This is a genomic window from Acinetobacter sp. 826659, assembly GCF_000588515.1.
In the GTDB taxonomy this organism is placed as follows: Bacteria; Pseudomonadota; Gammaproteobacteria; order Pseudomonadales; family Moraxellaceae; genus Acinetobacter; species Acinetobacter pittii.
In genome coordinates this window covers 733,572-756,654 of the sequence record NZ_JFYD01000001.1, presented here as the reverse complement: position 1 = coordinate 756,654, position 23,083 = coordinate 733,572, and the positions used below count along the sequence as shown (strand labels likewise).

The following is a 23,083-nucleotide window of genomic DNA, read 5'->3' as shown; positions in this document are numbered from 1 at the left end:
TTTTTTTTATTATTAAAAGCGAGTTTTTAAATCTTTAAAAATGATTTAATATGATGGTGATTATCTTGTTTTGAGATAGTGAAATGTTACTTAAGTCCCTAGAGTTTTTTTTAGCTGTTGCAGAGAGTGGAAGTTTTTCCTTAGCTGCACAAAAAATGTATACCGTGCAATCGAATATCACGAGCCATGTGAAAAAACTTGAAGAAGAGTTAGGGGTTATTTTATTCAATCGTAATAACCCTGTGACTTTAACGAATGCTGGACAACAGCTGCATAGTTATGCTGTTCAAATGATTGCTCTACATAATAAAGCGAAAAAAATCTTTCAAGAGGGTGATATTGACCCGAACGAAACCATTCGTTTGGGCAGTATGGAAACGACAGCAGCAATACGTCTACCTCAATTACTCAATCAATGTATGCAGCAATATCCGAATTTGCCGATTGAGCTGCAAACTCACCCGACACGATATTTGTTAAGCGCTGTGCAGCAAGGAGAGGTCGACTGTGCTTTTGTTGCTTCTAAATATTTAATTCCAGAGTTGTATAGTTTACCTGTTTGGCAAGAACAATTGGTTTTGGTTTGTCCGAAACAGCAAACTCACTTTCCAGATGTTGCCAAGCTTGCAAAGACCCGATTTATTGCGTTTCGACAAGGTTGTTCTTATCGTCATGCAATCGAGTTATTTTTAAATGATCACAGTGTTCCGCCTTCACAAATTATGGAAATGGGCAGTCTGGACGGGATTGTAAGCTGTGTGGAATTAGGTGTTGGTTTTGCTTTATTGCCAAAGTCATATCTAAACAAAGTAGTCGAGAAAGTGTCATTAAGTTGTTTTGAACTTAATACTGAATCCGCTCATTTTACTACCTACTTGGTTGCCCAGTCGCCTGAAACCTGGGGAACCAATTTAAAGCAGTTTATTAATTTTATTGAGCAACAATTTGAATTAAAGGTTGCTTAGGTTGTGATTGATTTTCATACGTAAATATCCAACTTAATTTATAAATTAAAAGTGATATATATGTATGAAAAAGTCATTTTATATTCTCACAGAGGTTTGTAATCATCTTGATGCTATAAAATTGTTGAAAAGGGTAGTTTATATAGGCCGGCTATGGTCAAATATGCCCCCTTGAAAGATGACACAAGCAATAATTTGGAGTTTGGGAATGAATATACCCTTAATCATCAATATTGTGGTTTTTGTCGGGTTAATATTTTTACTCGCCCAAACACGTAAAACGGACTGGAGCTTATCTAAAAAAGTTCTGGCTGGCTTAGTTCTAGGTGGGGGGTTTGGTTTAGGACTACATTTGATTTATGGCGGTGGCCATCCGATTCTTGCTGAATCTATTAGCTGGTTTAATATCGTTGGAAACGGCTATGTAAAACTTTTACAAATGGTCGTGATGCCTTTGGTATTTGTGTCTATTTTGGGAGCGGTTGCAAAATTACACCAAGCCTCATCTTTAGGCAAAATCAGTTTTTATACGATTGGTACTTTACTCTTTACAACGCTGATTGCTGCACTGGTAGGGGTATTTGTTACCAACCTGTTTGGCTTAACGGCAAAAGGTTTAGTGCAAGGTGCTGCTGAAACTGCACGCTTAACTGCGATTAATACGGATTATGTAGGTAAAGTTACCGATTTAAGTGTACCGCAGTTTATTCTTTCCTTTATTCCAAGTAATCCATTTGCTGAATTGACTGGTGCAAACCCAACATCAATTATCAGTGTAGTTATTTTCGCCGTCTTTTTAGGTATAGCAGCGCTTAACCTAATGAAGGACGATGCGGAAAAAGGTCAACGTATTCTGACTGCGATTCAGACGTTGCAGTCATGGGTAATGAAGCTTGTGCGCTTAGTAATGACACTTACACCATATGGCGTATTTGCGCTTATGACAAAAGTCGTGGCAAGTTCAAACGTCGCAGATATCTTAAATCTAGGCGGTTTCTTGGTTGCATCTTATTTAGGCTTGGCGATTATGTTTGTCGTACATGCCATTATTTTGACTATGACGGGTGTTTCTCCTCTTAAATTCTTTAAGAAAGTTGCTCCAGTTTTAACGTTTGCATTCACTAGCCGTTCAAGTGCAGCAAGTATTCCACTGAGCATTGAAACACAAACTCGTCGTTTGGGTGTGCCTGAATCTATTGCAAGTTTCTCTGCTTCTTTTGGTGCCACTATTGGTCAAAATGGCTGTGCAGGTTTGTATCCTGCAATGTTGGCAGTGATGGTTGCACCAACTATGGGTATTAACACCTTAGACCCAATGTGGATTGCATCGTTAGTCGGTATTGTGACCTTAAGTTCAATTGGAGTTGCCGGAGTAGGTGGTGGTGCGACTTTCGCTGCGTTGATTGTGCTTCCTGCAATGGGTTTACCTGTAACATTGGTTGCGCTTCTTATTTCAATTGAACCACTCATTGATATGGGGCGTACTGCATTAAACGTAAATGGATCAATGACTGCTGGTGTTGTTACGAGCCAATTGATGGGTCAGACTGATAAAGAAATATTAAACAATGAAGATGAAATTGAGTTAACTCAACATCATTAAGAATGAGTATTAAACGGCTCTCCACTCTGGATGAGCCGTTTTTTTATATGCATAAATTGCTACTGTGATGTTAATTTTAAAAAAACTGTATCTGTTTTTCTTTTAAATAATTTTCGAAAATAGGCCTATTACAAAAGAGAGCACTATCATGAAAATGTATCAAGTCGATGCTTTTACAAAAGAGTTATTTCGTGGAAATCCGGCCGCTGTCGTTGTTGAAAAAGAGTGGTTAGATGTAGATTTAATGCAGAAGATAGCACTTGAAAATAATTTGTCTGAAACTGCTTTTGTAAAAATTATAGACTCTGAAAACTATGAAATCCGTTGGTTCACGCCAACGGTTGAAGTTGATTTCTGTGGGCATGCCACGCTTGCCAGCGCTTTCGTATTATTTAAAGATTTTACCGAGAAAAAGACCATTAATTTCCATGTTCGAAACTTAAGTCTTTTTGTAGTTCACCAAGATGAAGACGGTAAAATCAGAATGGATTTTCCAATTCGCAAAGCTCATCAAGTTGAAGATTATCCAGCTATTTTACGTCAAGCTTTAACAAAACCTTTTAAAGCAGTTTATCAAAATGTTCAAGCCTACATTGTTGAATATGAATCAGTGCAGGACGTGTTAGATGAGCAGCCTGACATGAACTTACTTAAAGCCTTAGGTAAACGGACTGCGATTACCACTGCAGGGATGGATGTTGCAATCACCTCAAAAGCCGATCAACAATATGATTGTGTATCGCGTTATTTTGCATCTGTCGCGGGCATTGAGGAAGATCCAGTTACGGGTTCAATTCATACGGCAATAGCACCATTATGGGCAGAGAAACTCGATAAAAATAATATTATGGCTTATCAGGCTTCTAACCGTGGGGGCGTTTTATATTGCAAAGTTCTGAATCAGGAACGTATTGAAGTTTCAGGGTATGGGAAGCTTTATATGCAAGCTGAAATTTTTCCTTAAAATATAAGGCCGTTTAAATAAACGGCTTTTTTTTCAAAACTTTACTATGAAAGTTAGTTCAAATTTCCTACTATAGTCCCACAACTATTGATTTTTTATTATTCAAATTAATTGGTATTTATATGTTTATGCAGTTTAAACAACTGACACTCTCCCTATGTATTCTTGGTTTAAGTGCTGCGTCTTGGGCACAAACTACACTAGTAAAAAGTAAGCAAAATGTTGAGGAATATAAATTAGATAATGGTTTTCGGGTAGTGCTTGCGCCGAATGACAAAGAAAATAAAATCTTTATTAATACCATTTATTTAACAGGCTCATTAAATGACCCGCAAGGTAAAAGTGGCTTAGCTCATTTGCTTGAGCACTTGGCTTTTAAGGGGACACAAAATGTTAAAGGGGAAGAATTCCAGCGCCGTTTAGATCAATATACATTGATGACAAACGCCAGCACCGATTATTATTCAACAAAATATACTAATATCGTTCGTCCAGAAAAAACTGCGCTTGATCAGGTGCTGTATCTTGAATCTGAGCGTATGGATAAATTAGTTCTTCAAGAAAAGTTTGTTCCTTCCGAGATTGAAATTGTAAAGCGTGAACGCGAAGTCCGCATGGATCAGCCTTTTGCTGTGCTGATGGATCAAATGTGGAAGTCAGCTTATGGTAATCAATATTTAGGACGTTTACCGATTGGCGATTTGCCTGAGCTTAAATCTATTAAAATGCCTGAATTGAATCAGTTCTATCGTAGCTGGTATGCACCTAATAATGCAGTCATGGTGATTTCAGGTAAGTTTGATAAGACTGATGTCTTAAAAACAATAGATCAATATTTTAGTCCAATTGCGGCAAGAGCGGTTCCTAAAACTGTACAGATTCCTGTGCTTGACTCTACAAAAATAAAAAATCGTCAATTCATGGTGAAAAAGGGCAGTGATCTGGCTAAATTCCATATCTATATGAATGGTAAAAATACCAAAATTCAACCCGAACTGGCTTTCGCACCTATGTTGTATACCATGCAGCCAAGTGGTCACTTATACCAAAACATGGTGGAAACAGGTATTACCACAAATGTTGAAGCGAGTACTTGGTTAGACCAAGATTTTAACGTGGTGTTTTTAGGTGCTATTTATTCACCAAGTAATGACCCTAAAAAAGTTGAAAGTTCTTTGTTAGCAGGTATTGAAAAAGGGAAGCCGTTTACTGAAGTTGAATTAAATCGTGTAAAAAGCTTAATGAAAACACAAGGTGAGTTAGTCAATAAAGACGCCGTTGCTTTGGGTTCCCGTTTAAGTGATTACACTGTAGCGGATGGGCAATGGGACCAATATTTTAAAGATTTAGATTCAATTGATAAAGTGAAGCTCAATGAGGTAAATCAAACTTTAAAGCAGTTCCTTGTGGCTGAGCATCGTATTGATGGCGATATTTTGCCAACACCTGAAGACCAGAAAAAAGCATTACAACTCGATGCAAAAGATAAGCCTAAAACATTAGATCAAACAGATGTTAAAGCAGAGCCTTTAAAAGATCCGAAGGTATATCAACAAGAAGTTGCTGAGTTTTTAAAAACTTCAAAGCAATATGTTGAAAGCAATGAGAAAAAGATTATCCGTGGAAAACTAAAAAATGGAATGAAGTATGCTTTATTCCCAGTTGAAACACGTGATGATCGTACTTACGCAACGATTACGATGGACTTCGGAACAGAAAAATCTTTATTTAATAAAGGTACGGTAGTTGATTTAACGTCATACTTATTGCTTCGTGGTTCTGATAAATACAGTTTGCAAGATATTGCTGATAAATCAATTGATGCAGGCGGTGCGGCTTATGCAAGTGCTGATGGCAATGGCATGACCATTAATATTCAGTCTAAATCAGAAAAATTTGATGAGTTTTTCAAGTTTGTTCTTGATGTGATGAAAAATCCGAAATTTGAACAATCTCAATTTGATTTAATTAAATCGCAAAGCTTATCAAGCCTTGATCGTCCTTATACAGAACCAGATGTAGTAGCGGGCTTAACACTTTCACGTTTACTTGAAGAATATCAACCGGGTGATTTGCGTTATCACTTTGAACCTGAACTGGCAAAACAACAGTTGAAAAACGCAACTCAAGAGCAAGTGAAAGAGTTATATGAGCGTTTCTTTGCAATGAACCATGCTCAAATTGCTATTACAGGCGAATTTGATGCGAAAAAGATGCAGATATTACTGAATCAGGAATTTGGTCGTTGGAACGGTAAGCAGCCATATCAAAAAATCTTGATTGATCACGTTGATTTTCCAGCACAGCAAGTTCATGTTTTATCTGAGCAGCGCGAATTTGGTAGCTACCAAAGTGTGCTTTCAATTCCAGTTGGGAAAAACCATCCAGATGCATCTGCTCTCATTTTAATGAATTATATTTTAGGGGAATCTCAAATTTCATCACGTTTAGCTCAAGAGCTTCGTGAGAAAAATGCGCTAGTCTACGGTTTTGGAAGTGGGCTGCAACTTGATCGTGATACGAATGTAGGGGCTTTGAGTATTAGTGCAAATTATACTTCGGGTCGCTCAGCACAAGTGTCTGCATCAATACACAAAGTGTTAAATGACTTGGTTAAAAATGGGGTAACTGAGCAAGAGCTTGAAGCTGCTAAAGCAGATATCATGAAGAAACGAGTTACGGCTTTAGAAGATGAACGTAATATTCATGGCATGTTAAATCTACAGCTTGAAACAAACAAAACATTGCAAGACCGAATTCGTCATGATCAAGAGTTAACTAAATTGACTGTTGCTGACGTTAACAGAGTAATTAAGAAGTATATTAAACCTGAACATTTGGTCGAAGTGATGGCTGATCAATATGGTCAGGCCGCAAAGAAATAAAGTCTTCTCGCAAATAAAAAGCCACTCAAATGTGGCTTTTTATTTGGATCTTTAAATCATATTAATGATCATGTTTATGAGCGTGAAAATCTTCATTTTTACGGAAACGTAAATAATTTTCGAATTGTTCACAATATTCATCGAAGTTATCTTCAAGCATCATTTGAAATTGCTGAAGAAGATAAGACATGACCTGATCTTTCGCATCACGCATTTCATTACCATCTTTAAAGTTATTTGCTGCTACCCATGTATTGAAGCGGGCAGTGGCAAATAACATTGCAGCGCTCACTTGACCACGTAGCTCAGCTGGATCAACTTTTTTATCTTTTGGCGGGCGACAAAAATCATTAGCTTGTTTAATAAATTCATCCGCACGCTCAAAGAAAACCGCATTTAACGCTTCTTCTTCAGTAATATCTGTTGCATTAATCTTTTGAGACATGACTTATTCCCGCAAAAATAGAGCTGCTTATTATAGGCAAACGCTTGCGGAAACAAAACCTTTGACTTAGTCTGTAAATAGCCTAAGTATTAGTAGGAGAGACTAATATGCAAGATGCAATTGCGATTCAAAGTTTAAAAACAGATATTGCTTTATTACGCCAGCATGTTTTCCCACCTCAATATTTAGAACATGTTGAAGGGCTGCCGATTTATTATGGCTTGCAAGAAGAAGTCGAAAATTATTACCAACAATGGCAGGGGCTAATTGAAAGGGCACAAGAGCTTTTTCAGCCATTTATGGAAGATGAATTACCAGATGCCATTCATTTACCAAGTCATTTAAATTTACCGCTATTCTTTTTTCATGTAGACCGAATTCGGATTAATAAAACACGTGCAAAAGAATCTAAAACTTTCCGCGGTGTTGCGAGTCTTATTGAAAAATGCGGGCAGTTTGAAACAGACCAGATATTTACGATGCAAGAATGGTTGCAAAGTGATGATACCGCGGCTCTGGTTGCTCACCGTGAATTCATCGATTTAAGAACCTATGTATTCCAGCATGGACAAAGCGAATATACACGTTCACGGTTTTACACCAATGGGATTGTGCTAGGGGTTGAACCGCATTTTAAATTGGTAGATGCTCGTGATAAGCCAAGAAAGCAACGCAGCGATAGCTATAGTGATCCCTTAGCAGATAACGGCGTATGGAAAGTATTTGGTAAATACCGATAAAAAGTCGCTGCACGTTTACAGCGACTTCATATAAATTACCAAAAAGTTTCAGCCTGACTAAAAGTCTGTAAAGCTTTTGCTGAGCGCTTTTGTAGGTGAGGCTGTTTGGCTTTTACCCAGCCTAGAGCAAACCAGAAAGATGAGTCATTTTCGACAGCTTTATTGAAAATACCTTCCGCAATAAATAAGTCGTTATAGTGACCTAATGTGTTTTGTACAGGTTGTAGCTGTTTTAAATATTGCTGTACTTTTTTGTTTGAATAAAGACTCGAAATAAACTCAACACAATAACGTAACTGCTTAGCTTGCTTTCGTATTTTGTGCTGTTCAGCAACTTCAAGTTCAGAGAAATGTTCAGCATTGCTGATCACTTTATGATGTAGCTTATCTAAACTCTTTTTAATATGTTTTTTTAACGCACCAGTTTTACTCTCTGAATCTTCTTCTGAATAAGCAAATGCTAATAAATTGAGTAATAGCTTAATCGTGTCTGCAGAGGTAAAGATTGTTGTGAGTTCTTTTGAGGGCTGGGCTGAAACTGGTAGTAAAAGTTCAGGTGAACCGTGTTGTTGAATAATAGGTAAGACTTCAGTCCGAATCGCATCTTCATCACGAGTGTCTCCAAGTTTACGGAAAAGTTCAGCAATTTGTTCTTCCCAAACACGATTTAGCTCGCCTGACCAACCTGCAAAATGCTTAAGGGCACTACGTAAACGACGTAAGCTTACACGTGCCTGATGGATATGCTCAGCTTCGGCAACTCCATCGGCAATGACAGCCATATTTGGTAAGAATTGCCCTAAACAGTTTTCGACAACCTTTTTTAGAGCCTGTTCAGCAGTAATATCTTTATTTAATGTCAGAGTTTTAGCATGAACAGCAGGTGAGGCGGCTTGTCCTAATGCTAATAAATTGCCACGTTCGGCTTTACTTCTTACATCAAGCCAAAGTGAGTAACGATTAATCCATTGCTGAGCAAATTGAATAAGCGTTTTTACTGCGCCCTGCTTGAGTTCAAATTCGACTTCGCAAATTACACTTTGTGCATCCGCTGTTTTCACGACACCATCATCTAAGCAAACTTCAATCGCTGTATTATCTGCTTCAAACACATGATAGGTGCGCTGTACATCAGTCTCAAACTGTAAGCTTAGCTTTTCGACTTCAGAGCCTAAAGCTTGAGTAATCAAATCTGTGACGGCTTTATTGTCTTTATATAACTCAAGGTTTAAGTCAGGTTCTTGGTCACATACACCTAAATGAATTTCTTCTTCAACACGGTGGAGATGGCTTTGACCTGCGGCTTTAAATGTTTGTACCCATTGATCATCTTCTTTACGTAAACGTAAGGCCATACCGTTTTTTGCTAATAATCGATCAGGAGTGTCGTAATACTTTGCCTGTAAGTGGATGTTCTTTGCTTTGTGTTTTTTTAAGTATTGCTGGACAGTTTTTTTCTTCGATTCAGGTAACTGAAACTTTAGTTCGACTTCGACCATAATATATCTCCCTGAATCAGGTATTTAGACTATCTTGAATAAGTATAATAGCTTAGCTCTAAAAATAATGGTTTTGATAGAGAAAGTTACAATCAAACATATGACGCTACACTTTTATTTAGGTGTACAATCAGGTGACGTTTTGATCAAATAAAAATCAGGAAGATGATCGTGAATGCACCAATAAACTTTAGCCATGAAGCTCAGCCAGAGTTTGAATTGCCGATTAAAAACTATCAGGAATTTTATCGTTTTTATTTAACTGAACACCGTAACATCATGAGCAGACGTTTGCATGTGGTGGGCAGTAGCATTGGTCTATACTTTTTTTCAAAAGCAATTCGTAAGAAACAGGCCAAATATGTGCTCTATGGTTTGGTAGCGGGTTACGCAAATGCTTGGGTTGGACATTTTGTGTTTGAAAAAAATAAGCCTGCCAGTTTTAAACAGCCTTTCTATAGCTTTATTTCTGATTGGCGAATGTTGTCTGATGTTGCACGTGGCCGTTTGAGTTTGGTTGACCGTAAGTTTGATAAAATTCCAAGCTAATTTTTATATCTATTCTTAATATACCGATTGGTACTGTTAAGCCTATATCAATCGGTACTTATGATGATCTATAAATCCGTTATACTAGCGAAGTTTTTTAAAGCGAGAGTAGAGTATGCGCGGTTTATACCTCATTACCAACGATGACCCAATCCAACTATTATTAGAAAAACTAGATGCCGCACTCGCAACTCGTCAGGTCGCAATTTTACAGTACCGCCGTAAGAAAATAGACAAATCAGACCAACCCGCAGAAGTCGAACAAATCAAATTATTGTGTGAAAAATATCAGGTTCCTTTTGTCATTAATGATGACTTAAAACTTGCCGCTCAGTTTGGTTTAGGTGTGCATTTAGGTCAAAATGACGGTGAAATTACCGATGCAAAATCGCAATTACCAGAAGGCGTCATTATTGGTCGTACTTGCCTGAACTCATTAGAACTTGCGCAAAAAGCAATTGCAGATGGCGCGACTTATATTGCATTTGGTGCAGTCTATGCGACCTCTACAAAACCTGAAGCAGGTAATGTGGGGATCGAAGTGATTAAGCAAGCAGCAGCCCAATATGATTTACCAATTTGTGCGATTGGTGGTTTAACTGTTGAAAACTCAAAACCTGTGATTGAGGCTGGGGCTGACCTCTGTGCAGTCATTAGTGATATATTAGGCCGATCAACTGCTGAAATTCCTGCCCGTGTACAGGAGTGGGCACAATTATTTTCTTAAGCTTTCAAAATTATTTTTTAGATATTTAAGACGAGCATTTCCATGAGTTTATCTCCAAAGCAAGAACAGTTATTTAAACAAGCCAGCAAACACATTCCAGGTGGTGTGAACTCTCCGGTACGTGCCTTTAATGGCGTTGGAGGAACACCGGTTTTCATCGAGAAAGCAAAAGGTGCTTATTTATGGGATGTGGATGGTAAGCGTTATGTTGACTATGTTGGTTCTTGGGGACCAATGATTTTAGGTCATGCTCATCCAGAGATTATTAAGGCTGTACAAACAGCAGCAGAAGATGGCTTAAGTTTTGGTGCACCAACCGTACACGAAACAACACTGGCAGATATTATCTGTGAAATCATGCCATCCATTGAATTGGTGCGTATGACTAACTCGGGTACAGAAGCGACCATGACCGCTATTCGTTTAGCGCGTGGTTATACTGGCCGTGACAAAATCGTGAAGTTTGAAGGTTGTTACCACGGCCACTCAGACTCACTTTTAGTAAAAGCAGGTTCGGGCTTACTTACTTTAGGTGAGGGTGAACCGACTTCGAAAGGTGTTCCTGTTGATTTTGCTAAACACACTTTAACACTACCTTACAACGATATTGCAGCATTAAAAGAATGTTTTGCTAAGTTCGGCCATGAAATTGCGGGTGTTATTATTGAACCAGTCGCGGGCAACATGAATATGGTGAAACCAATTGACGGTTTCTTACAAGCCATTCGTGATATTTGTGATGAATATAAATCTGTATTCATTATTGATGAAGTGATGACAGGCTTCCGTGTTGCTTTAGGCGGTGCGCAATCGGTTTATAACGTTAAACCTGATTTAACGACTTTAGGTAAAATTATCGGTGCAGGTCTGCCTGTTGGTGCATTTGGTGGTAAGCGTGAAATCATGGAATGTATCGCACCTTTGGGTGGTGTATACCAAGCAGGTACATTATCTGGTAACCCACTTGCTATGCGTGCTGGTATTGAGATGTTTAAACATTTACGCCAACCTGACTTTTACAGCAAATTATCTGCTCAACTTGAAAAGTTACTTGCAGGCTTACAAGCTGCAGCTGATGAAGCGGGTATTCCATTTAAGACTCAGCAAGCTGGCGCAATGTTCGGTCTTTACTTTACTGACCAAGAAGACATTACAAGCTTTGACTCAATGTTGGCATGTGATATTGAAGCTTTCAAAAAGTTCTTCCATGGCATGTTAAAGCGTGGGGTAAACTTGGCACCTTCAGCATTTGAAGCAGGCTTTATTTCATCTGCACATTCTGATGAAGATATTGAATTTACGATTCAGGCTGCAAAAGAAACATTCGCTGAAATGAAGTAAGCAAAAAAGCCCGTGTTAAACGGGCTTTTTAATTTGAGCTATTTTTATATTTGTAGAGAACAATGTTTTATCCCTTACCTCGAAAAATCCAATTAGCTGCAAGTACTTCAAATTGGTCAATTGAGTCAGCGCAAAGTATTTTGCTCATGGTTGGGCTCAATGAGCTTAAACTACGACCAGATTGGTCTGAGCAACCATTGGCGAATCATTTGGAATTGTTGATTAAGCGCGCTCAATCACTCGAAATTCCAATTATTTTTATTGAGACATCTCAACTTCAACAAACCATGTTGGAGCTTGGTCAGCGTTTGTCATCAAATACTAAAGCCCAAGTCATGATGGCTGGTGATTTATCGCCTTTGTTTAAACAAGTCATGCAGCTTGTTTTATCGATTACAGATCAGGTCAGTGTTGTAAATGATGCGATCTTGGCGGCTAATCTAGAGCAGCATATCCAATGGGTTGAAAAGATCAGTTTTGACCATATAAAACATTTAAATACGCAGAGCTTAATGCGGTTATGGTCTTTAAGTACGCCGTCCTCTTATATCTTGTCAGATAAAGGAATCTTATTGGCAATTGCTGAACAGGTGGGGCGACATCCTATGGAGATCCATCCTGAAATTGATTTAAGAAACTACGGACTAGATCAGTCTGCTGTTAATTATCTGGTCGATCTATGGCGTGCAAATGGTGCGAGCTTAAGTGCTGAAGAGATAATGCAAGCACCGACATTGCAACATATTATGCAGTTATTGAAGCCTTGACTGACTATAGACCTCAAGTGATCCATAATATTTGCAAATTCTGCTGTTAATTTACCCGAACGGCATTGTAATTCGGACGTAAGCTTTTTATTATTGCCCGCTTGTTTTTCATCTTACCTTGGGAATACAACTTTGAGTGATTTTCTAAGTGAACATCTGATCTATCGTGATGATGATTTTATGGTGATTCATAAACCTTCGGACATCTTGAGTGTTCCTGGTAAGGGTGATTTACATGATAGCGTTTTGACAAGGTTGGTTGCGATTGAACCTAAAACTTTGCTCATTCATCGTCTAGACCGAGATACTTCAGGTATTTTAGTATTTGGTTTATCGAAGCGTGGTCAAAGTGCGATTGCACGTCAATTTCAAGATCGTCAGACTTCAAAAATATATGAAGCGCTTGTCGCAGGTCATTTAGAGGGTGAGGGGACTGTAGATATTCCTGTCATCTATGACCCAAGTCGACCACCTTTACATATTGTCGATGCTTCTCACAACAAGCCTGCTTTAACACATTGGCAGGCCATAGAACATTTTCAGATTCAGGGACAGCCTGTAACTCGTGTGAAATTAACACCAATTACGGGCCGATCTCATCAACTCCGTGTACACATGCAATATCTTGGGCATCCAATTGTAGGTGACACGCTGTATGCAACAGCGGAGCAGCAACTTGTTCCGCGTTTATGTTTGCATGCCAAACAGTTAAGTTTTAATCATCCTGTCACAGCAGAAACATTAACTTTTGACTGTCCTGTACCGTTTTAATGTAAAAATTTTAATGCGTGATTTTTTGTAGCAAAGCAATTTAATTGGTTTTTGCTTCAAAATTTTGCTTTAAAGACTACATAAAAAGATGCAAAAATAAGCTAATTTGCATCGTACAATATGTAGTGCGAACTTGAGAGAAAGGTGGAAAAATTGCAGCAGTATGCTATTGGTCAACGTTGGCTATCAGACACAGAAACTGAGCTCGGTTTAGGTGTTCTTATTGATGTAGATGAAAGATCTGTCAGCATTTTATTCCCCAAAAGTGATGAGACACGTGTATATGCACGTAATAATGCTCCACTATCTCGTATCATCTTCAATACGAATGATGAAGTTCAAGATCAAGAAGGCCAGAAGTGGATCGTTGAGTCTGTTGAAGATCGTCATGGCGTTTTGCGTTACAACGTTGTTCGTACTTTAGAAAATGGCGAGCAAGAGCGTAAAGCACTCAATGAAACACGTATTGGTGCGCAAATTCAATTATCTAAACCTTTAGATCGTTTGCTTGCAAGTCAAGTTGACTATAAAGAATGGTATGACCTGCGTATTGAAGCGATGCTCATGCAAGCACAAATGCAAACCAGCCCTCTACGTGGAATGGTCGGTGCACGTGTTGGCCTGATCCCTCATCAGCTTTATATCGCACATGAAGTTGGTAAACGTTTTGCACCTCGTGTTTTACTTGCCGATGAAGTTGGTTTAGGTAAAACAATTGAAGCTGGTTTAATTATCCACCAACAGCTTAAAACTGGTCGTTCAGAACGTATTCTGATTTTAGTCCCTGATTCTCTTCAGTATCAGTGGATGATTGAAATGCGTCGCCGTTTTAACTTGCAATTCTCTCTGTTTGATTTAACGCGTACCGCATCTATTAAAGAACATGATCCAGAGCTTAACCCGTTCTTGACTGAGCAATGCATTATTGCCAGTGTTGACTTAATGGTTGACCATGATGATTTGCGTGAACAAGCCATAGAAGCTGGTTTTGATTTGCTCGTCGTCGATGAAGCACATCATTTGATGTGGAGCGAAGAAGAAGGCGGTAATGATCGCTACGATTTAATTGAAGAGCTCGCTGAAAATACAGCAGGTGTACTATTACTCACTGCAACACCTGAACAATTAGGTGTAGAAAGTCATTTCGCTCGATTACGTTTACTTGATCCACAGCGTTTTAGTAGTTTAGAGCGCTTCTTAGATGAAGAGACTCAATATCAGCAGACTGCAAAAATTGCTGAAGTGCTCATGTCGGATCAAGCTTTAACCCCAGAGCATTTATCTGCTTTAGAAGGTTTGTTAGGTCACAGCATTGAAGACCAGCCTGACCAACGCTTTAGAGCAATTCACGAATTATTAGACCGTCACGGTACTGGACGTATTTTATTCCGTAATACACGTGAAGCCATTCAGGGGTTCCCAGGTCGTGATTGTCAGCCAGCACCATTACCAGCACCAGAAGATTGGTCAAAAGATGGCAAACTGCGTGAGCAGATGTGGCCTGAAGAAGCACAAATTGATGGTTCATGGATGCAAAATGATGCGCGTGTGCCATGGTTAATGGAAATTCTACGCAAAGATCTTAAGCATAAAAAAGTGCTTTTAATTGCGCGTAGCGGACCAGTAGTTGAATCTTTAGAAAATGTGTTGCGTTTGCATGCAGGTATTCGTACCGCAATGTTCCATGAGGGCATGAGCTTACTTGAACGTGACCAAGCGGCTGCTTATTTCGCTGAAGAAAGCTATGGCGCTCAGATTCTATTGTGTTCGGAAATTGGTTCGGAAGGCCGTAATTTCCAATTCGCCAGTGATCTAATTTTATTTGATCTACCAGCTAACCCAGATGTTTTAGAGCAACGTATTGGACGTCTAGACCGTATTGGTCAAGAAAACCGTATCCAAATTCATGTGCCATATCTTGTGGGAACAGCTCAAGAGCGTATGTTCCGTTGGTATAACGAAGCACTTAATATTTTCAGCAATATTTCTCCGACAGCGCAAACGCTGCAAGAGAATTTTATTGTTGAATTAAAAGATTGTTTACTTGCAGACCAAGGTCAAACATTTGAAGATTTGCTTGAAGAGGTGAATGTTCAACGTCAAGCCTTAGAAGCTGAACTTCAAGCTGGCCGAGATCGTTTACTTGAATATAATTCATGTCGTCCTATTGTGGCACAAGAAATTGTTCAAGCTCTTGAAGACTATGACGACAATACAACGCTGCCAATGTTTGTGAAGCGTTTCATGTCATCAACCAATATCGACTTTGATGAACAAAGTAATGGTACGGTGATTATTAAGCCGACCGACCAAATGCAAGTGCAAGGTTTGGCATTAGACGAAGAAGGTATGACAGCAACTTTCTATCGCGATCAAGCTCAGCTTCGTGAAGATGCTCAATATTTAACTTTAGAGCATCCATTCATTGAAAGTGTTATGGAAATGATCCGTACGCAATCATTTGGTAGTACCAATGTTGCTGTACTCAAATCTAATGCTTTAAAGCAGGGTTCGGTATTAATTGAAGTCTGGTTTAAAGTAGATGTTGTTGCACCAAAATCTTTGAACTTGCCATCAAGCTTACCGAAGCAGCTTATCCGTGTATTGTTAAGTGAAAATGGTCAGGATTTATCTGAAAAGATTGATCCAACAATTTTAAAACCTTATTTGCACCATTTAGATGGCAATAGCTGCCGTCAAGTAGTTAAAGCTCGTCGTGATATCATTGAGCAGCGCTATAAACAAGCGTTAGAAATTGCGAAAGTTGATTTACCGCAGCTTCAGCAACAAGCAAAAGAACATTATGGCAATAAATGGCAATATGAAATTGACCGTTTAACTTATCTAAAACAGTTCAACCCAAGTATTCGTCAAGACGAAATTGAGCGTTTACAGAAACTGCAAAAAGAAGGCTTGAGCTTACTTGATGGTTTAACTGTTACACCAGAAGCAATTCAAGTGTTAGTTGTGGTTAAGCCGTAACTCACTCAAAATGAAAAAGCGCCGAGAGGGCGCTTTTTTTATACATCGATTTTGAGTTAGATGAGACCAGCGTCTTTTAATTCTAGCTTTAAATAAGCATAAAAAATTGGAGCTGCGATTAAACCGCCTAAGCCAAAAATTGACTCAAATACTAGCATTGCTAATAAAATCTCCCATGCATTTGCATTGATTTTATGCCCAATAATTTTAGCATTAATAAAATATTCAAGCTTATGAACCAAAACGAGATAAAGTAATGCTGCTCCTGCTAGTCCTAGGGAAATTGTAAGAGCTGCAATAAACGTTAAGGTGTTTGAAAGCAGATTCCCTAAAATTGGAATGAGACCAAACATAAAGGTCAAAATAGTTAAAGTTTTGGCAAAAGGAAGGTGAACTCCCCAAAGCGGCAACAAAATAAAGGCGAATAAAATAAAGAGCAGGGTGTTAATCGCTGAAATTTTTATTTGGGCAAAAACAACATTTTTAAATGAAATTGATAATTTTTGAATACGCTGGATAAGCAGTGACTTAAAAACAGGCTGAGGCGTACGGCGATGAAAACCATGTATTGCCACCAAAATACCAATAATTAATCCCATGACCATAGTCACGAAGTTATGCAAAATATCGGAACTGGTGTTTTTTAGTGTGGTGACGTTATCTTTCATAAATGCAAAGATTTCGTCTTTTAGATCTGTCACGCTATCAGGAATATAACCTGGAAGATACTTTGTGATCTCTGCTTGTAAATGAAGTAAGGTTTGATCAACCTTGCTATTAATACTATGTAATCCGACACCTTTTAGATCGTATACAACGAAACTAATCAGACTGGTAATGAAAAAACCAATAAGTGAGATGGTGACGATACTGAGTAAAATACTAATAAAAATACGGGCTCTTTGGCCATCAATATAACGTTCTACAACCGAACTTAAACTAATAATAATTTCATAAATGAGAAAGCCTGCAAAAAAACTTGCTAATAGATGTAATGGGATAACCGAAAGCAAAAAGATGCCCATTAGAATGTAGCTTGCAATCAGACTTTGACGATTATTCAAATTTTGCATGTGGATCCCTGAGATCGTTGGGAATATAGGAGAAAGAGCAAACGGAATGATTATTTATACTCTGGCAAGCTATTCGCTTCAATCAGTGAATTATATTTTTATTGGAAAATAGAGGAGTTAGATGTAAAAATGGCCTGTTCATCAACAAGCCATTCATTAGATCATTTTAGCGAATTTTTGCTTCATCTAGATGACGTGCGCCTTCTAAAATCATCCGAATCATAATCATGGTTTGTTCAGCAACTTCTGCACGTTGATTGATCGGTAAATCAATCACTTTGGCACCCATGTGAAACACAAGTTGAGTAATAGCTTTTGCAACAAGGTCTGGGTGATACAGGTGATTGTTATTTAAGCGTTCAAGACGAATTAAATCTTCTTGTAGCTCTTGCTGAAAAAAGTTGAGCTGGCGGTCTACGGCAGCCTTATAAGAAGCAGAACCTGTAAAACTTTCACGTAGTAATAAACTTAAATTACCTTCATCGGCATCGAGTTGTTGAAGGAAAATATCGACAGAACTACGAATAATACTTTCTTGTAAAGAAGCACGTAGGCGAGCCTGACGAATGATTTTACGTAAAACGATACCTGCGCGGTCAATTAGAGAAATTGCTAATTCATCGATATCTTTAAAATGTCGATAGAAACTATTTGGGGCAATTCCTGCTTCTCGAGCTACTTCACGTAAACTCAATGAAGCAATACTTTTTTGCGGACCAATAAGGTTTAAAGCGGCCTGAAAAAGTTCTTCTTTAGTAATTGTCGCTTTTCTTCCAACAGAACGCGTAGCTGTTTTAATTTCAATGACATCTTGTTGTTGAGGTGTGTCATTCAGGTTCTGAGAAAGTGAAGATTGGGTCATGCTGTTCAATATATTTGTAAACTCTCAGGATTATAGCCTTAGAAGCTGAACTTGTGAAATTGTAATTAAAAGTACGGGTGTATATACAAATATATATACATGTGTATAATAATTAAAAAAGAGCGACAGAGCCTTCAATTATGCAAGCAATCGAAAAGAGAAATTCTCTATTCAATTCATTGACACAAGCCATCTTTGATAAAGAAATGGCTAATTTCTGGCTACAAAAAGTTAATCCTTTATGGTCTGTAAAGCACGGACTTGTTCAAATTGTAAAAAAAGAATTTGTCGCTCATGACATGGTGAGCCTGACGCTAAAATGCAACCGCTTAGTAAAAATGGGCGTTGCAGGCCAGCATCATCCTGTGATTGTAGAAATTGCTGGTCGTCGCTATGAACGTACTTATAGTTTGACGCAAATTGATGCTCAGCACTTACGTTTAACAGTTAAAAAAGTTGCTGATGGTATCGTGAGTAACTGGTTTATTTCTGAAAGCAAAATCGGTGATGTTTTTGAGCTTGGTCAACCTTATGGTGACATGCAACAAAACATCAAAACACCGAATTTAATTATGTTGGCTGCGGGTAGTGGTATTACCCCAATGTTGAGCTTGATTACTGCGATTAAACAAAGCCAGCAGTTAGATAAAGTTCAGGTGCAACTTTTATATTGGGTGAAACAACGTTCAGATGCAGCTTTTGTTGAATACTTTGAAAAAGTTGCGCAGCAATATCCGAACTTTAATTATCAGGTTTTCTATACAAAAGAAACCCCAAATGATGAACGTTTAAATGCAGAGCATTTAGCTTTAGTTGATGATGTAGAAAACAGCACAATTTATGCGTGTGGACCTTCTGGTTTTGTGGCGACTGTTGAGCAACTTTTTGAAAAAGCTCCAGCCGTTTTAACAGAAGCATTTAGCTTAACAAATGAAAGCTCTGCTGATGATATTGGTTATGTGAATGTCACATTAACCCAGTCTAATAAGGTAATTGCAATTCCTAAAGGCCAGTCAATTCTGGTTAGCCTTGAACATGAAGGTCTTAAACCAACTCATGGTTGCCGTATGGGAATTTGTAATAAATGTGTTTGTAATAAATCACAAGGTTCAACACGTAATTTACTTAACGGTAGTGAAAACACTGAACCAAGCCAATTACTCAAAATTTGTGTGAACTCAGCAAAATCCGATCTAGTTATTGATCTTTAAGAGAGAACTCTTATGAATATGCCAGTGAAAGTCGAATATTTTAAAAATCCTAAAAATCGAGATTTGACTCCAGCAGAACTTGATGCATTTGCAAAAGAGCTCGATCAGATCAAGCAAGAGGTATTGGATGATTTGGGTGAGAAAGATGCTAAATATATCCGCCGTGTTTATGCTGCGATTCGTTATAGTAGCTTTTTAGGTCGTGCATGTTTGTTTGCAGGCTGGTTCCCACCAGCGTGGATTTTAGGAACAGGCCTATTAGGCTTCTCTAAAATTATGGAAAACATGGAACTCGGTCATAACGTGATGCACGGTCAATATGACTGGATGAACGATCCTAAATTTAATGGTCAAACTTACGAGTGGGATACTGTCGGTACTTCTGATAACTGGCGCCAAACTCATAACTATAAACATCACACCTATACCAACATTAAAGGTATTGATGATGACATCGGTTACGGTTTACTTCGTTTATTCCCAGAGCAACGCTGGAAGCCGGGTTTCTTACTTCAACCTGTTTATAGCATCCCATTCTGTTTATTGTTCCAATGGGGCGTAGCTATTCAGAATCTTGAAATTGGACGTGTCCTTTATAAACGTAAGAGCATGGCAAAATTCTTGGAAGAGTTAAAACCTGTTAATAAAAAGATTGGAAAACAACTTTTTAAAGACTATGTTTTCTTCCCTTTAATTGCAGGTCCAGCAGCTTTACCTGTATTCACTGGTAATTTGGTTGCAAATGGTCTTCGTAATATCTGGACGTTTACGATTATTTTCTGTGGTCACTTCACAAAAGATGCAGAAGTATTTCCAAAGTCTGTTTTACAAGAAGAAAGCCGTGGTCACTGGTATATGCGCCAGATTCGTGGTTCTTCTAATTTGAAAGGTTCAGAAGCATTACATATTTTAAGCGGACATTTGAGCCATCAGATTGAGCACCATTTATTCCCTGATATCCCAGCGCGCCGTTATCGCCAAATGGCTCCAAAAGTGGAAGCTGTATGTAAAAAATATGGCCTAAATTATAACAACGCAAGTCTGGCTAAACAGTTTGGACAGGTGGTAGGCCGTATCTTTAAATATGCTTTACCTTTTAAAAAATAAGTCAAAAAAAAGCCCTGATGAGTTCAGGGCTTTTTTTAGAGAAACAAATTATTTAAACTGAATTGAACCGTTTGCATTTACAGTAATTTTAGACTCACCAGCTGCCATGTCTTGAGCTGGTGCAGCTTCGGCAACGGCAAACTTAGCCATACTGGTACGCATTACAGGTTGTGGGAAATAGTTATTTGTGTTCAGGTTTAGAGTGACTAAAGTATATTGGTTTTTATTCCAAGCTTGGGTCAACATTTGAGCACGTTGTTGGAAGTTTTTAGAGGCTTCAACCATCAACTCATTTTCAACTTTTTTACGTTGTTCATCAGAAACCGTAAAGTTAATTGATTGAGTTTGGAAGTTTTGCTGTAATTCGTTTACTAACTGGCTAGCAGCTTTAAAGTCTTTACTTTCAAGACGGATTTCAGCACGGCCACGCCATTCTTTTAACTTATTGCTATCGTTATCGTAAATTGGGTAAGTGCTTTGAGCACCAGTTTCCACTTTTACTTGAGGATATTTACGAGAAACGCTAAGCGCTTGATTCATTAATTGATTAATTTGATTTGAAAGTTCAGCTGGTTGTTTGTTACTTTTTTCAATATATAAAGTCGCATGCATTTCATCATTAGAAACTTGGCGAGAAGCTTCGGCTTGTACATTTACAATATTGTAGTTCAAAGCATTATCATCCTGAGCAAAAACTAAAGGGCTAAGGAGGGAACCTAAAAGAAGGGTTGATACGGCTAAAGTACGCATAAATTTTTCCTTTAAAAATTAATATAAATTTAATTTTTTTCATTAAGAAATGTTAAACATAACTTATGCATAACTTTTGCAGATTTTGTGGCGTATTTGTAATATTGAGATCAGTTTTTTTAAATGATGGCTAATGTAAAATCTTTAAAAAATAGTAACTTAAAAATAAAATATTTCAATGTAAACTAAAAAATCAAAGTAATATAAAAAAAGAATATTTTCTTTAGGTTGTCACATAGTATGATGATAATTCATCATAACTATTGGGATGATACATTTTTTCAATAAGATTAGATGAGTAAAGTACATAAAAGACGTTTTTTTTCTTGTAAAATTAGGTATCATCGCGCTCCTAGTTACAAGATATAAAATAAGTGTCTTTGCTAGTTCTATAAAGCACCGAGTCAAAGGACCAATCGTCACCAGACTTATTTCTTTCTCCCCCTATCAGAGATGGTAATCCGATATGAGCGTTACTTCCGTTAACCCTGCCACTAATGCTACTAACGAATATTATTTGACTCGCCAAAGTCAAATGGAATCAAATGTTCGTAGCTATCCACGTAAATTACCGTTAGCGATAGCGAAAGCACAAGGATGCTGGGTTACTGATGTTGAAGGTACACAGTACCTTGATTGTTTAGCTGGGGCAGGTACATTGGCTTTAGGTCATAATCATCCTGCGGTGATTCAAAGTATTCAAGATACATTGGCAAGTGGTTTGCCATTGCATACTTTAGACTTAACCACACCTTTAAAAGATGCATTCACTGAAGCATTGTTAGCATATTTACCTGGTGGTAAAGAAGAATATTGCTTGCAGTTCTGTGGTCCTGCTGGTGCAGACGCAACTGAAGCAGCAATTAAACTTGCTAAGACTTACACTGGCCGTAGTTCAGTGATCAGTTTCTCTGGCGGTTATCATGGTATGACCCATGGTGCACTTGCTATGACTGGTAACTTAAGTGCAAAAAATGCAGTTAACGGTTTAATGCCAGGCGTACAATTCATGCCATATCCGCATGAATACCGCTGCCCACTTGGTTTAGGTGGGGAAGCTGGTGTTGACGCTTTAACTTACTACTTTGAAAACTTTATTGAAGATGTAGAAAGCGGTGTAACAAAACCGGCTGCTGTTATTCTTGAAGCGATTCAAGGTGAAGGCGGCGTAGTTACAGCTCCAGTAAAATGGTTGCAAAAAATCCGTGAAGTGACTGAAAAGCACAACATCGTTTTAATTTTAGACGAAGTTCAAGCTGGCTTTGCACGTTCAGGCAAAATGTTTGCATTTGAACATGCAGGTATTGAACCTGATGTTGTTGTAATGTCTAAAGCAGTAGGTGGTGGTTTACCACTTGCAGTATTAGGTATTAAACGTAAATTTGATGCTTGGCAACCTGCTGGTCACACGGGTACTTTCCGTGGTAACCAACTTGCTATGGGTACTGGTCTTGTCGTATTAAAAACGATTAGCGAACAAAATCTTGCTCAAAATGCGCAAGAGCGTGGTGACTTCTTACAAGCTGAATTTAAAAAATTAGCTCAAGAATTCCCATGTATCGGTAACGTACGTGGTCGCGGTTTAATGATCGGTGTTGAGATCGTTGACGAGCGTAAACCAGCTGATCGTATTGGTTCGCATCCTGCTGACTCACAATTAGCTGCTGCAATTCAAACTGCTTGTTTCAACAATAAATTATTGCTTGAAAAAGGTGGTCGTAACGGTACGGTAATTCGTTTACTTTGCCCGCTTATCATCACTCAAGACGAGTGTGTTGAAGTAGTTGCTCGCTTTAAGAAAGCAATTGCAGAAGCATTGGTTGCAGTACGAGGCGCATAAGT

Annotated in this window: 19 protein-coding genes; 14 read left to right on the top strand and 5 right to left on the bottom strand. The window is 38.3% G+C overall.

Annotation, left to right across the window (positions count from 1 at the left end):
- Nucleotides 1-83 precede the first annotated feature (83 nt).
- From J663_RS03520 to J663_RS03505, 4 genes are all read left to right on the top strand, one after another.
- A complete protein-coding gene (locus tag J663_RS03520) occupies nt 84-965 on the top strand; it encodes a LysR family transcriptional regulator (RefSeq protein WP_033847815.1) in 882 nt (293 codons plus the stop codon).
- Nucleotides 966-1,173: 208 nt separating this feature from the next.
- On the top strand, nt 1,174-2,568 hold the full coding sequence (locus J663_RS03515; RefSeq protein WP_033847813.1) for an L-cystine transporter: 1,395 nt from the start codon (nt 1,174-1,176) through the stop codon (nt 2,566-2,568).
- Between the two features lie 148 nt (nt 2,569-2,716).
- Nucleotides 2,717-3,532 (top strand): PhzF family phenazine biosynthesis protein, encoded by an 816-nt coding sequence (locus tag J663_RS03510; protein WP_033847812.1) that lies wholly within the window; start codon nt 2,717-2,719, stop codon nt 3,530-3,532.
- Between the two features lie 122 nt (nt 3,533-3,654).
- Nucleotides 3,655-6,417 (top strand): M16 family metallopeptidase, encoded by a 2,763-nt coding sequence (locus J663_RS03505; protein ID WP_033847810.1) that lies wholly within the window; start codon nt 3,655-3,657, stop codon nt 6,415-6,417.
- Between the two features lie 61 nt (nt 6,418-6,478).
- Here the strand turns inward: J663_RS03505 and J663_RS03500 are convergent, their stop codons facing one another.
- On the bottom strand, nt 6,479-6,862 hold the full coding sequence (locus tag J663_RS03500) for a DUF3144 domain-containing protein (protein ID WP_002118682.1): 384 nt from the start codon (nt 6,860-6,862) through the stop codon (nt 6,479-6,481).
- A gap of 107 nt (nt 6,863-6,969) precedes the next feature.
- On the opposite strand from J663_RS03500, the gene J663_RS03495 reads away from it, so the two are divergent.
- A complete protein-coding gene (locus J663_RS03495) occupies nt 6,970-7,602 on the top strand; it encodes a hypothetical protein (RefSeq protein ID WP_017387283.1) in 633 nt (210 codons plus the stop codon).
- Nucleotides 7,603-7,637: 35 nt separating this feature from the next.
- Here the strand turns inward: J663_RS03495 and J663_RS19740 are convergent, their stop codons facing one another.
- Complete coding sequence (locus J663_RS19740) at nt 7,638-9,101, bottom strand: CYTH and CHAD domain-containing protein (protein WP_033847809.1); 1,464 nt, start codon at nt 9,099-9,101, stop codon at nt 7,638-7,640.
- A gap of 165 nt (nt 9,102-9,266) precedes the next feature.
- Here J663_RS19740 and J663_RS03485 point away from each other — a divergent pair, with 165 nt between their 5' ends.
- From J663_RS03485 to rapA, 6 genes are all read left to right on the top strand, one after another.
- Nucleotides 9,267-9,650 carry a DUF962 domain-containing protein gene (locus J663_RS03485; RefSeq protein ID WP_081404574.1) on the top strand — a complete coding sequence of 128 codons (384 nt, stop codon included), beginning with the start codon at nt 9,267-9,269 and terminating at the stop codon, nt 9,648-9,650.
- Between the two features lie 115 nt (nt 9,651-9,765).
- Nucleotides 9,766-10,377 carry a thiamine phosphate synthase gene (gene thiE / locus J663_RS03480; protein WP_033847807.1) on the top strand — a complete coding sequence of 204 codons (612 nt, stop codon included), beginning with the start codon at nt 9,766-9,768 and terminating at the stop codon, nt 10,375-10,377.
- A gap of 42 nt (nt 10,378-10,419) precedes the next feature.
- The gene (gene hemL, locus J663_RS03475) at nt 10,420-11,718 is read left to right on the top strand and encodes a glutamate-1-semialdehyde 2,1-aminomutase (protein ID WP_016146072.1); all 1,299 of its coding nucleotides are present in this window, start codon (nt 10,420-10,422) and stop codon (nt 11,716-11,718) included.
- A gap of 62 nt (nt 11,719-11,780) precedes the next feature.
- A complete protein-coding gene (locus J663_RS03470; protein WP_005067935.1) occupies nt 11,781-12,485 on the top strand; it encodes an isochorismatase in 705 nt (234 codons plus the stop codon).
- A gap of 132 nt (nt 12,486-12,617) precedes the next feature.
- Nucleotides 12,618-13,256: an RluA family pseudouridine synthase gene (locus J663_RS03465; RefSeq protein WP_016146070.1), complete on the top strand. Its 639-nt coding sequence runs from the start codon at nt 12,618-12,620 to the stop codon at nt 13,254-13,256.
- Between the two features lie 144 nt (nt 13,257-13,400).
- Nucleotides 13,401-16,238 carry an RNA polymerase-associated protein RapA gene (gene rapA / locus J663_RS03460; protein ID WP_033847801.1) on the top strand — a complete coding sequence of 946 codons (2,838 nt, stop codon included), beginning with the start codon at nt 13,401-13,403 and terminating at the stop codon, nt 16,236-16,238.
- Between the two features lie 56 nt (nt 16,239-16,294).
- Here rapA and J663_RS03455 read toward each other — a convergent pair whose 3' ends face one another.
- Together J663_RS03455 and fabR are read right to left on the bottom strand one after the other, a co-directional pair.
- On the bottom strand, nt 16,295-17,311 hold the full coding sequence (locus J663_RS03455) for an AI-2E family transporter (protein ID WP_005067939.1): 1,017 nt from the start codon (nt 17,309-17,311) through the stop codon (nt 16,295-16,297).
- Between the two features lie 166 nt (nt 17,312-17,477).
- Nucleotides 17,478-18,173 (bottom strand): HTH-type transcriptional repressor FabR, encoded by a 696-nt coding sequence (fabR, locus tag J663_RS03450; protein WP_002118668.1) that lies wholly within the window; start codon nt 18,171-18,173, stop codon nt 17,478-17,480.
- A gap of 140 nt (nt 18,174-18,313) precedes the next feature.
- Here fabR and J663_RS03445 point away from each other — a divergent pair, with 140 nt between their 5' ends.
- Entirely contained in the window at nt 18,314-19,384 is a 1,071-nt protein-coding gene (locus tag J663_RS03445) for a ferredoxin reductase (RefSeq protein ID WP_033847798.1), read from the top strand.
- 12 nt (nt 19,385-19,396) lie between these two features.
- On the top strand, nt 19,397-20,491 hold the full coding sequence (locus J663_RS03440; RefSeq protein WP_002118415.1) for a fatty acid desaturase family protein: 1,095 nt from the start codon (nt 19,397-19,399) through the stop codon (nt 20,489-20,491).
- Between the two features lie 48 nt (nt 20,492-20,539).
- Here the strand turns inward: J663_RS03440 and J663_RS03435 are convergent, their stop codons facing one another.
- Complete coding sequence (locus tag J663_RS03435; RefSeq protein WP_033847796.1) at nt 20,540-21,241, bottom strand: SIMPL domain-containing protein; 702 nt, start codon at nt 21,239-21,241, stop codon at nt 20,540-20,542.
- 466 nt (nt 21,242-21,707) lie between these two features.
- On the opposite strand from J663_RS03435, the gene J663_RS03430 reads away from it, so the two are divergent.
- Nucleotides 21,708-23,081 (top strand): diaminobutyrate--2-oxoglutarate transaminase, encoded by a 1,374-nt coding sequence (locus tag J663_RS03430; RefSeq protein WP_002118718.1) that lies wholly within the window; start codon nt 21,708-21,710, stop codon nt 23,079-23,081.
- Nucleotides 23,082-23,083: the final 2 nt, after the last annotated feature.

What these genes read in the sequence shown, in the direction of transcription:
- J663_RS03520 (WP_033847815.1), top strand. Translation starts at nt 84, where the DNA reads ATGTTACTTAAGTCCCTAGAGTTTTTTTTAGCTGTTGCAGAGAGTGGA.
- J663_RS03515 (WP_033847813.1), top strand. Translation starts at nt 1,174, where the DNA reads ATGAATATACCCTTAATCATCAATATTGTGGTTTTTGTCGGGTTAATA.
- J663_RS03510 (WP_033847812.1), top strand. Translation starts at nt 2,717, where the DNA reads ATGAAAATGTATCAAGTCGATGCTTTTACAAAAGAGTTATTTCGTGGA.
- J663_RS03505 (WP_033847810.1), top strand. Translation starts at nt 3,655, where the DNA reads ATGTTTATGCAGTTTAAACAACTGACACTCTCCCTATGTATTCTTGGT.
- J663_RS03500 (WP_002118682.1), bottom strand. Translation starts at nt 6,862, where the DNA reads ATGTCTCAAAAGATTAATGCAACAGATATTACTGAAGAAGAAGCGTTA.
- J663_RS03495 (WP_017387283.1), top strand. Translation starts at nt 6,970, where the DNA reads ATGCAAGATGCAATTGCGATTCAAAGTTTAAAAACAGATATTGCTTTA.
- J663_RS19740 (WP_033847809.1), bottom strand. Translation starts at nt 9,101, where the DNA reads ATGGTCGAAGTCGAACTAAAGTTTCAGTTACCTGAATCGAAGAAAAAA.
- J663_RS03485 (WP_081404574.1), top strand. Translation starts at nt 9,267, where the DNA reads ATGATCGTGAATGCACCAATAAACTTTAGCCATGAAGCTCAGCCAGAG.
- thiE (WP_033847807.1), top strand. Translation starts at nt 9,766, where the DNA reads ATGCGCGGTTTATACCTCATTACCAACGATGACCCAATCCAACTATTA.
- hemL (WP_016146072.1), top strand. Translation starts at nt 10,420, where the DNA reads ATGAGTTTATCTCCAAAGCAAGAACAGTTATTTAAACAAGCCAGCAAA.
- J663_RS03470 (WP_005067935.1), top strand. Translation starts at nt 11,781, where the DNA reads ATGTTTTATCCCTTACCTCGAAAAATCCAATTAGCTGCAAGTACTTCA.
- J663_RS03455 (WP_005067939.1), bottom strand. Translation starts at nt 17,311, where the DNA reads ATGCAAAATTTGAATAATCGTCAAAGTCTGATTGCAAGCTACATTCTA.
- fabR (WP_002118668.1), bottom strand. Translation starts at nt 18,173, where the DNA reads ATGACCCAATCTTCACTTTCTCAGAACCTGAATGACACACCTCAACAA.
- J663_RS03445 (WP_033847798.1), top strand. Translation starts at nt 18,314, where the DNA reads ATGCAAGCAATCGAAAAGAGAAATTCTCTATTCAATTCATTGACACAA.
- J663_RS03440 (WP_002118415.1), top strand. Translation starts at nt 19,397, where the DNA reads ATGAATATGCCAGTGAAAGTCGAATATTTTAAAAATCCTAAAAATCGA.
- J663_RS03435 (WP_033847796.1), bottom strand. Translation starts at nt 21,241, where the DNA reads ATGCGTACTTTAGCCGTATCAACCCTTCTTTTAGGTTCCCTCCTTAGC.
- J663_RS03430 (WP_002118718.1), top strand. Translation starts at nt 21,708, where the DNA reads ATGAGCGTTACTTCCGTTAACCCTGCCACTAATGCTACTAACGAATAT.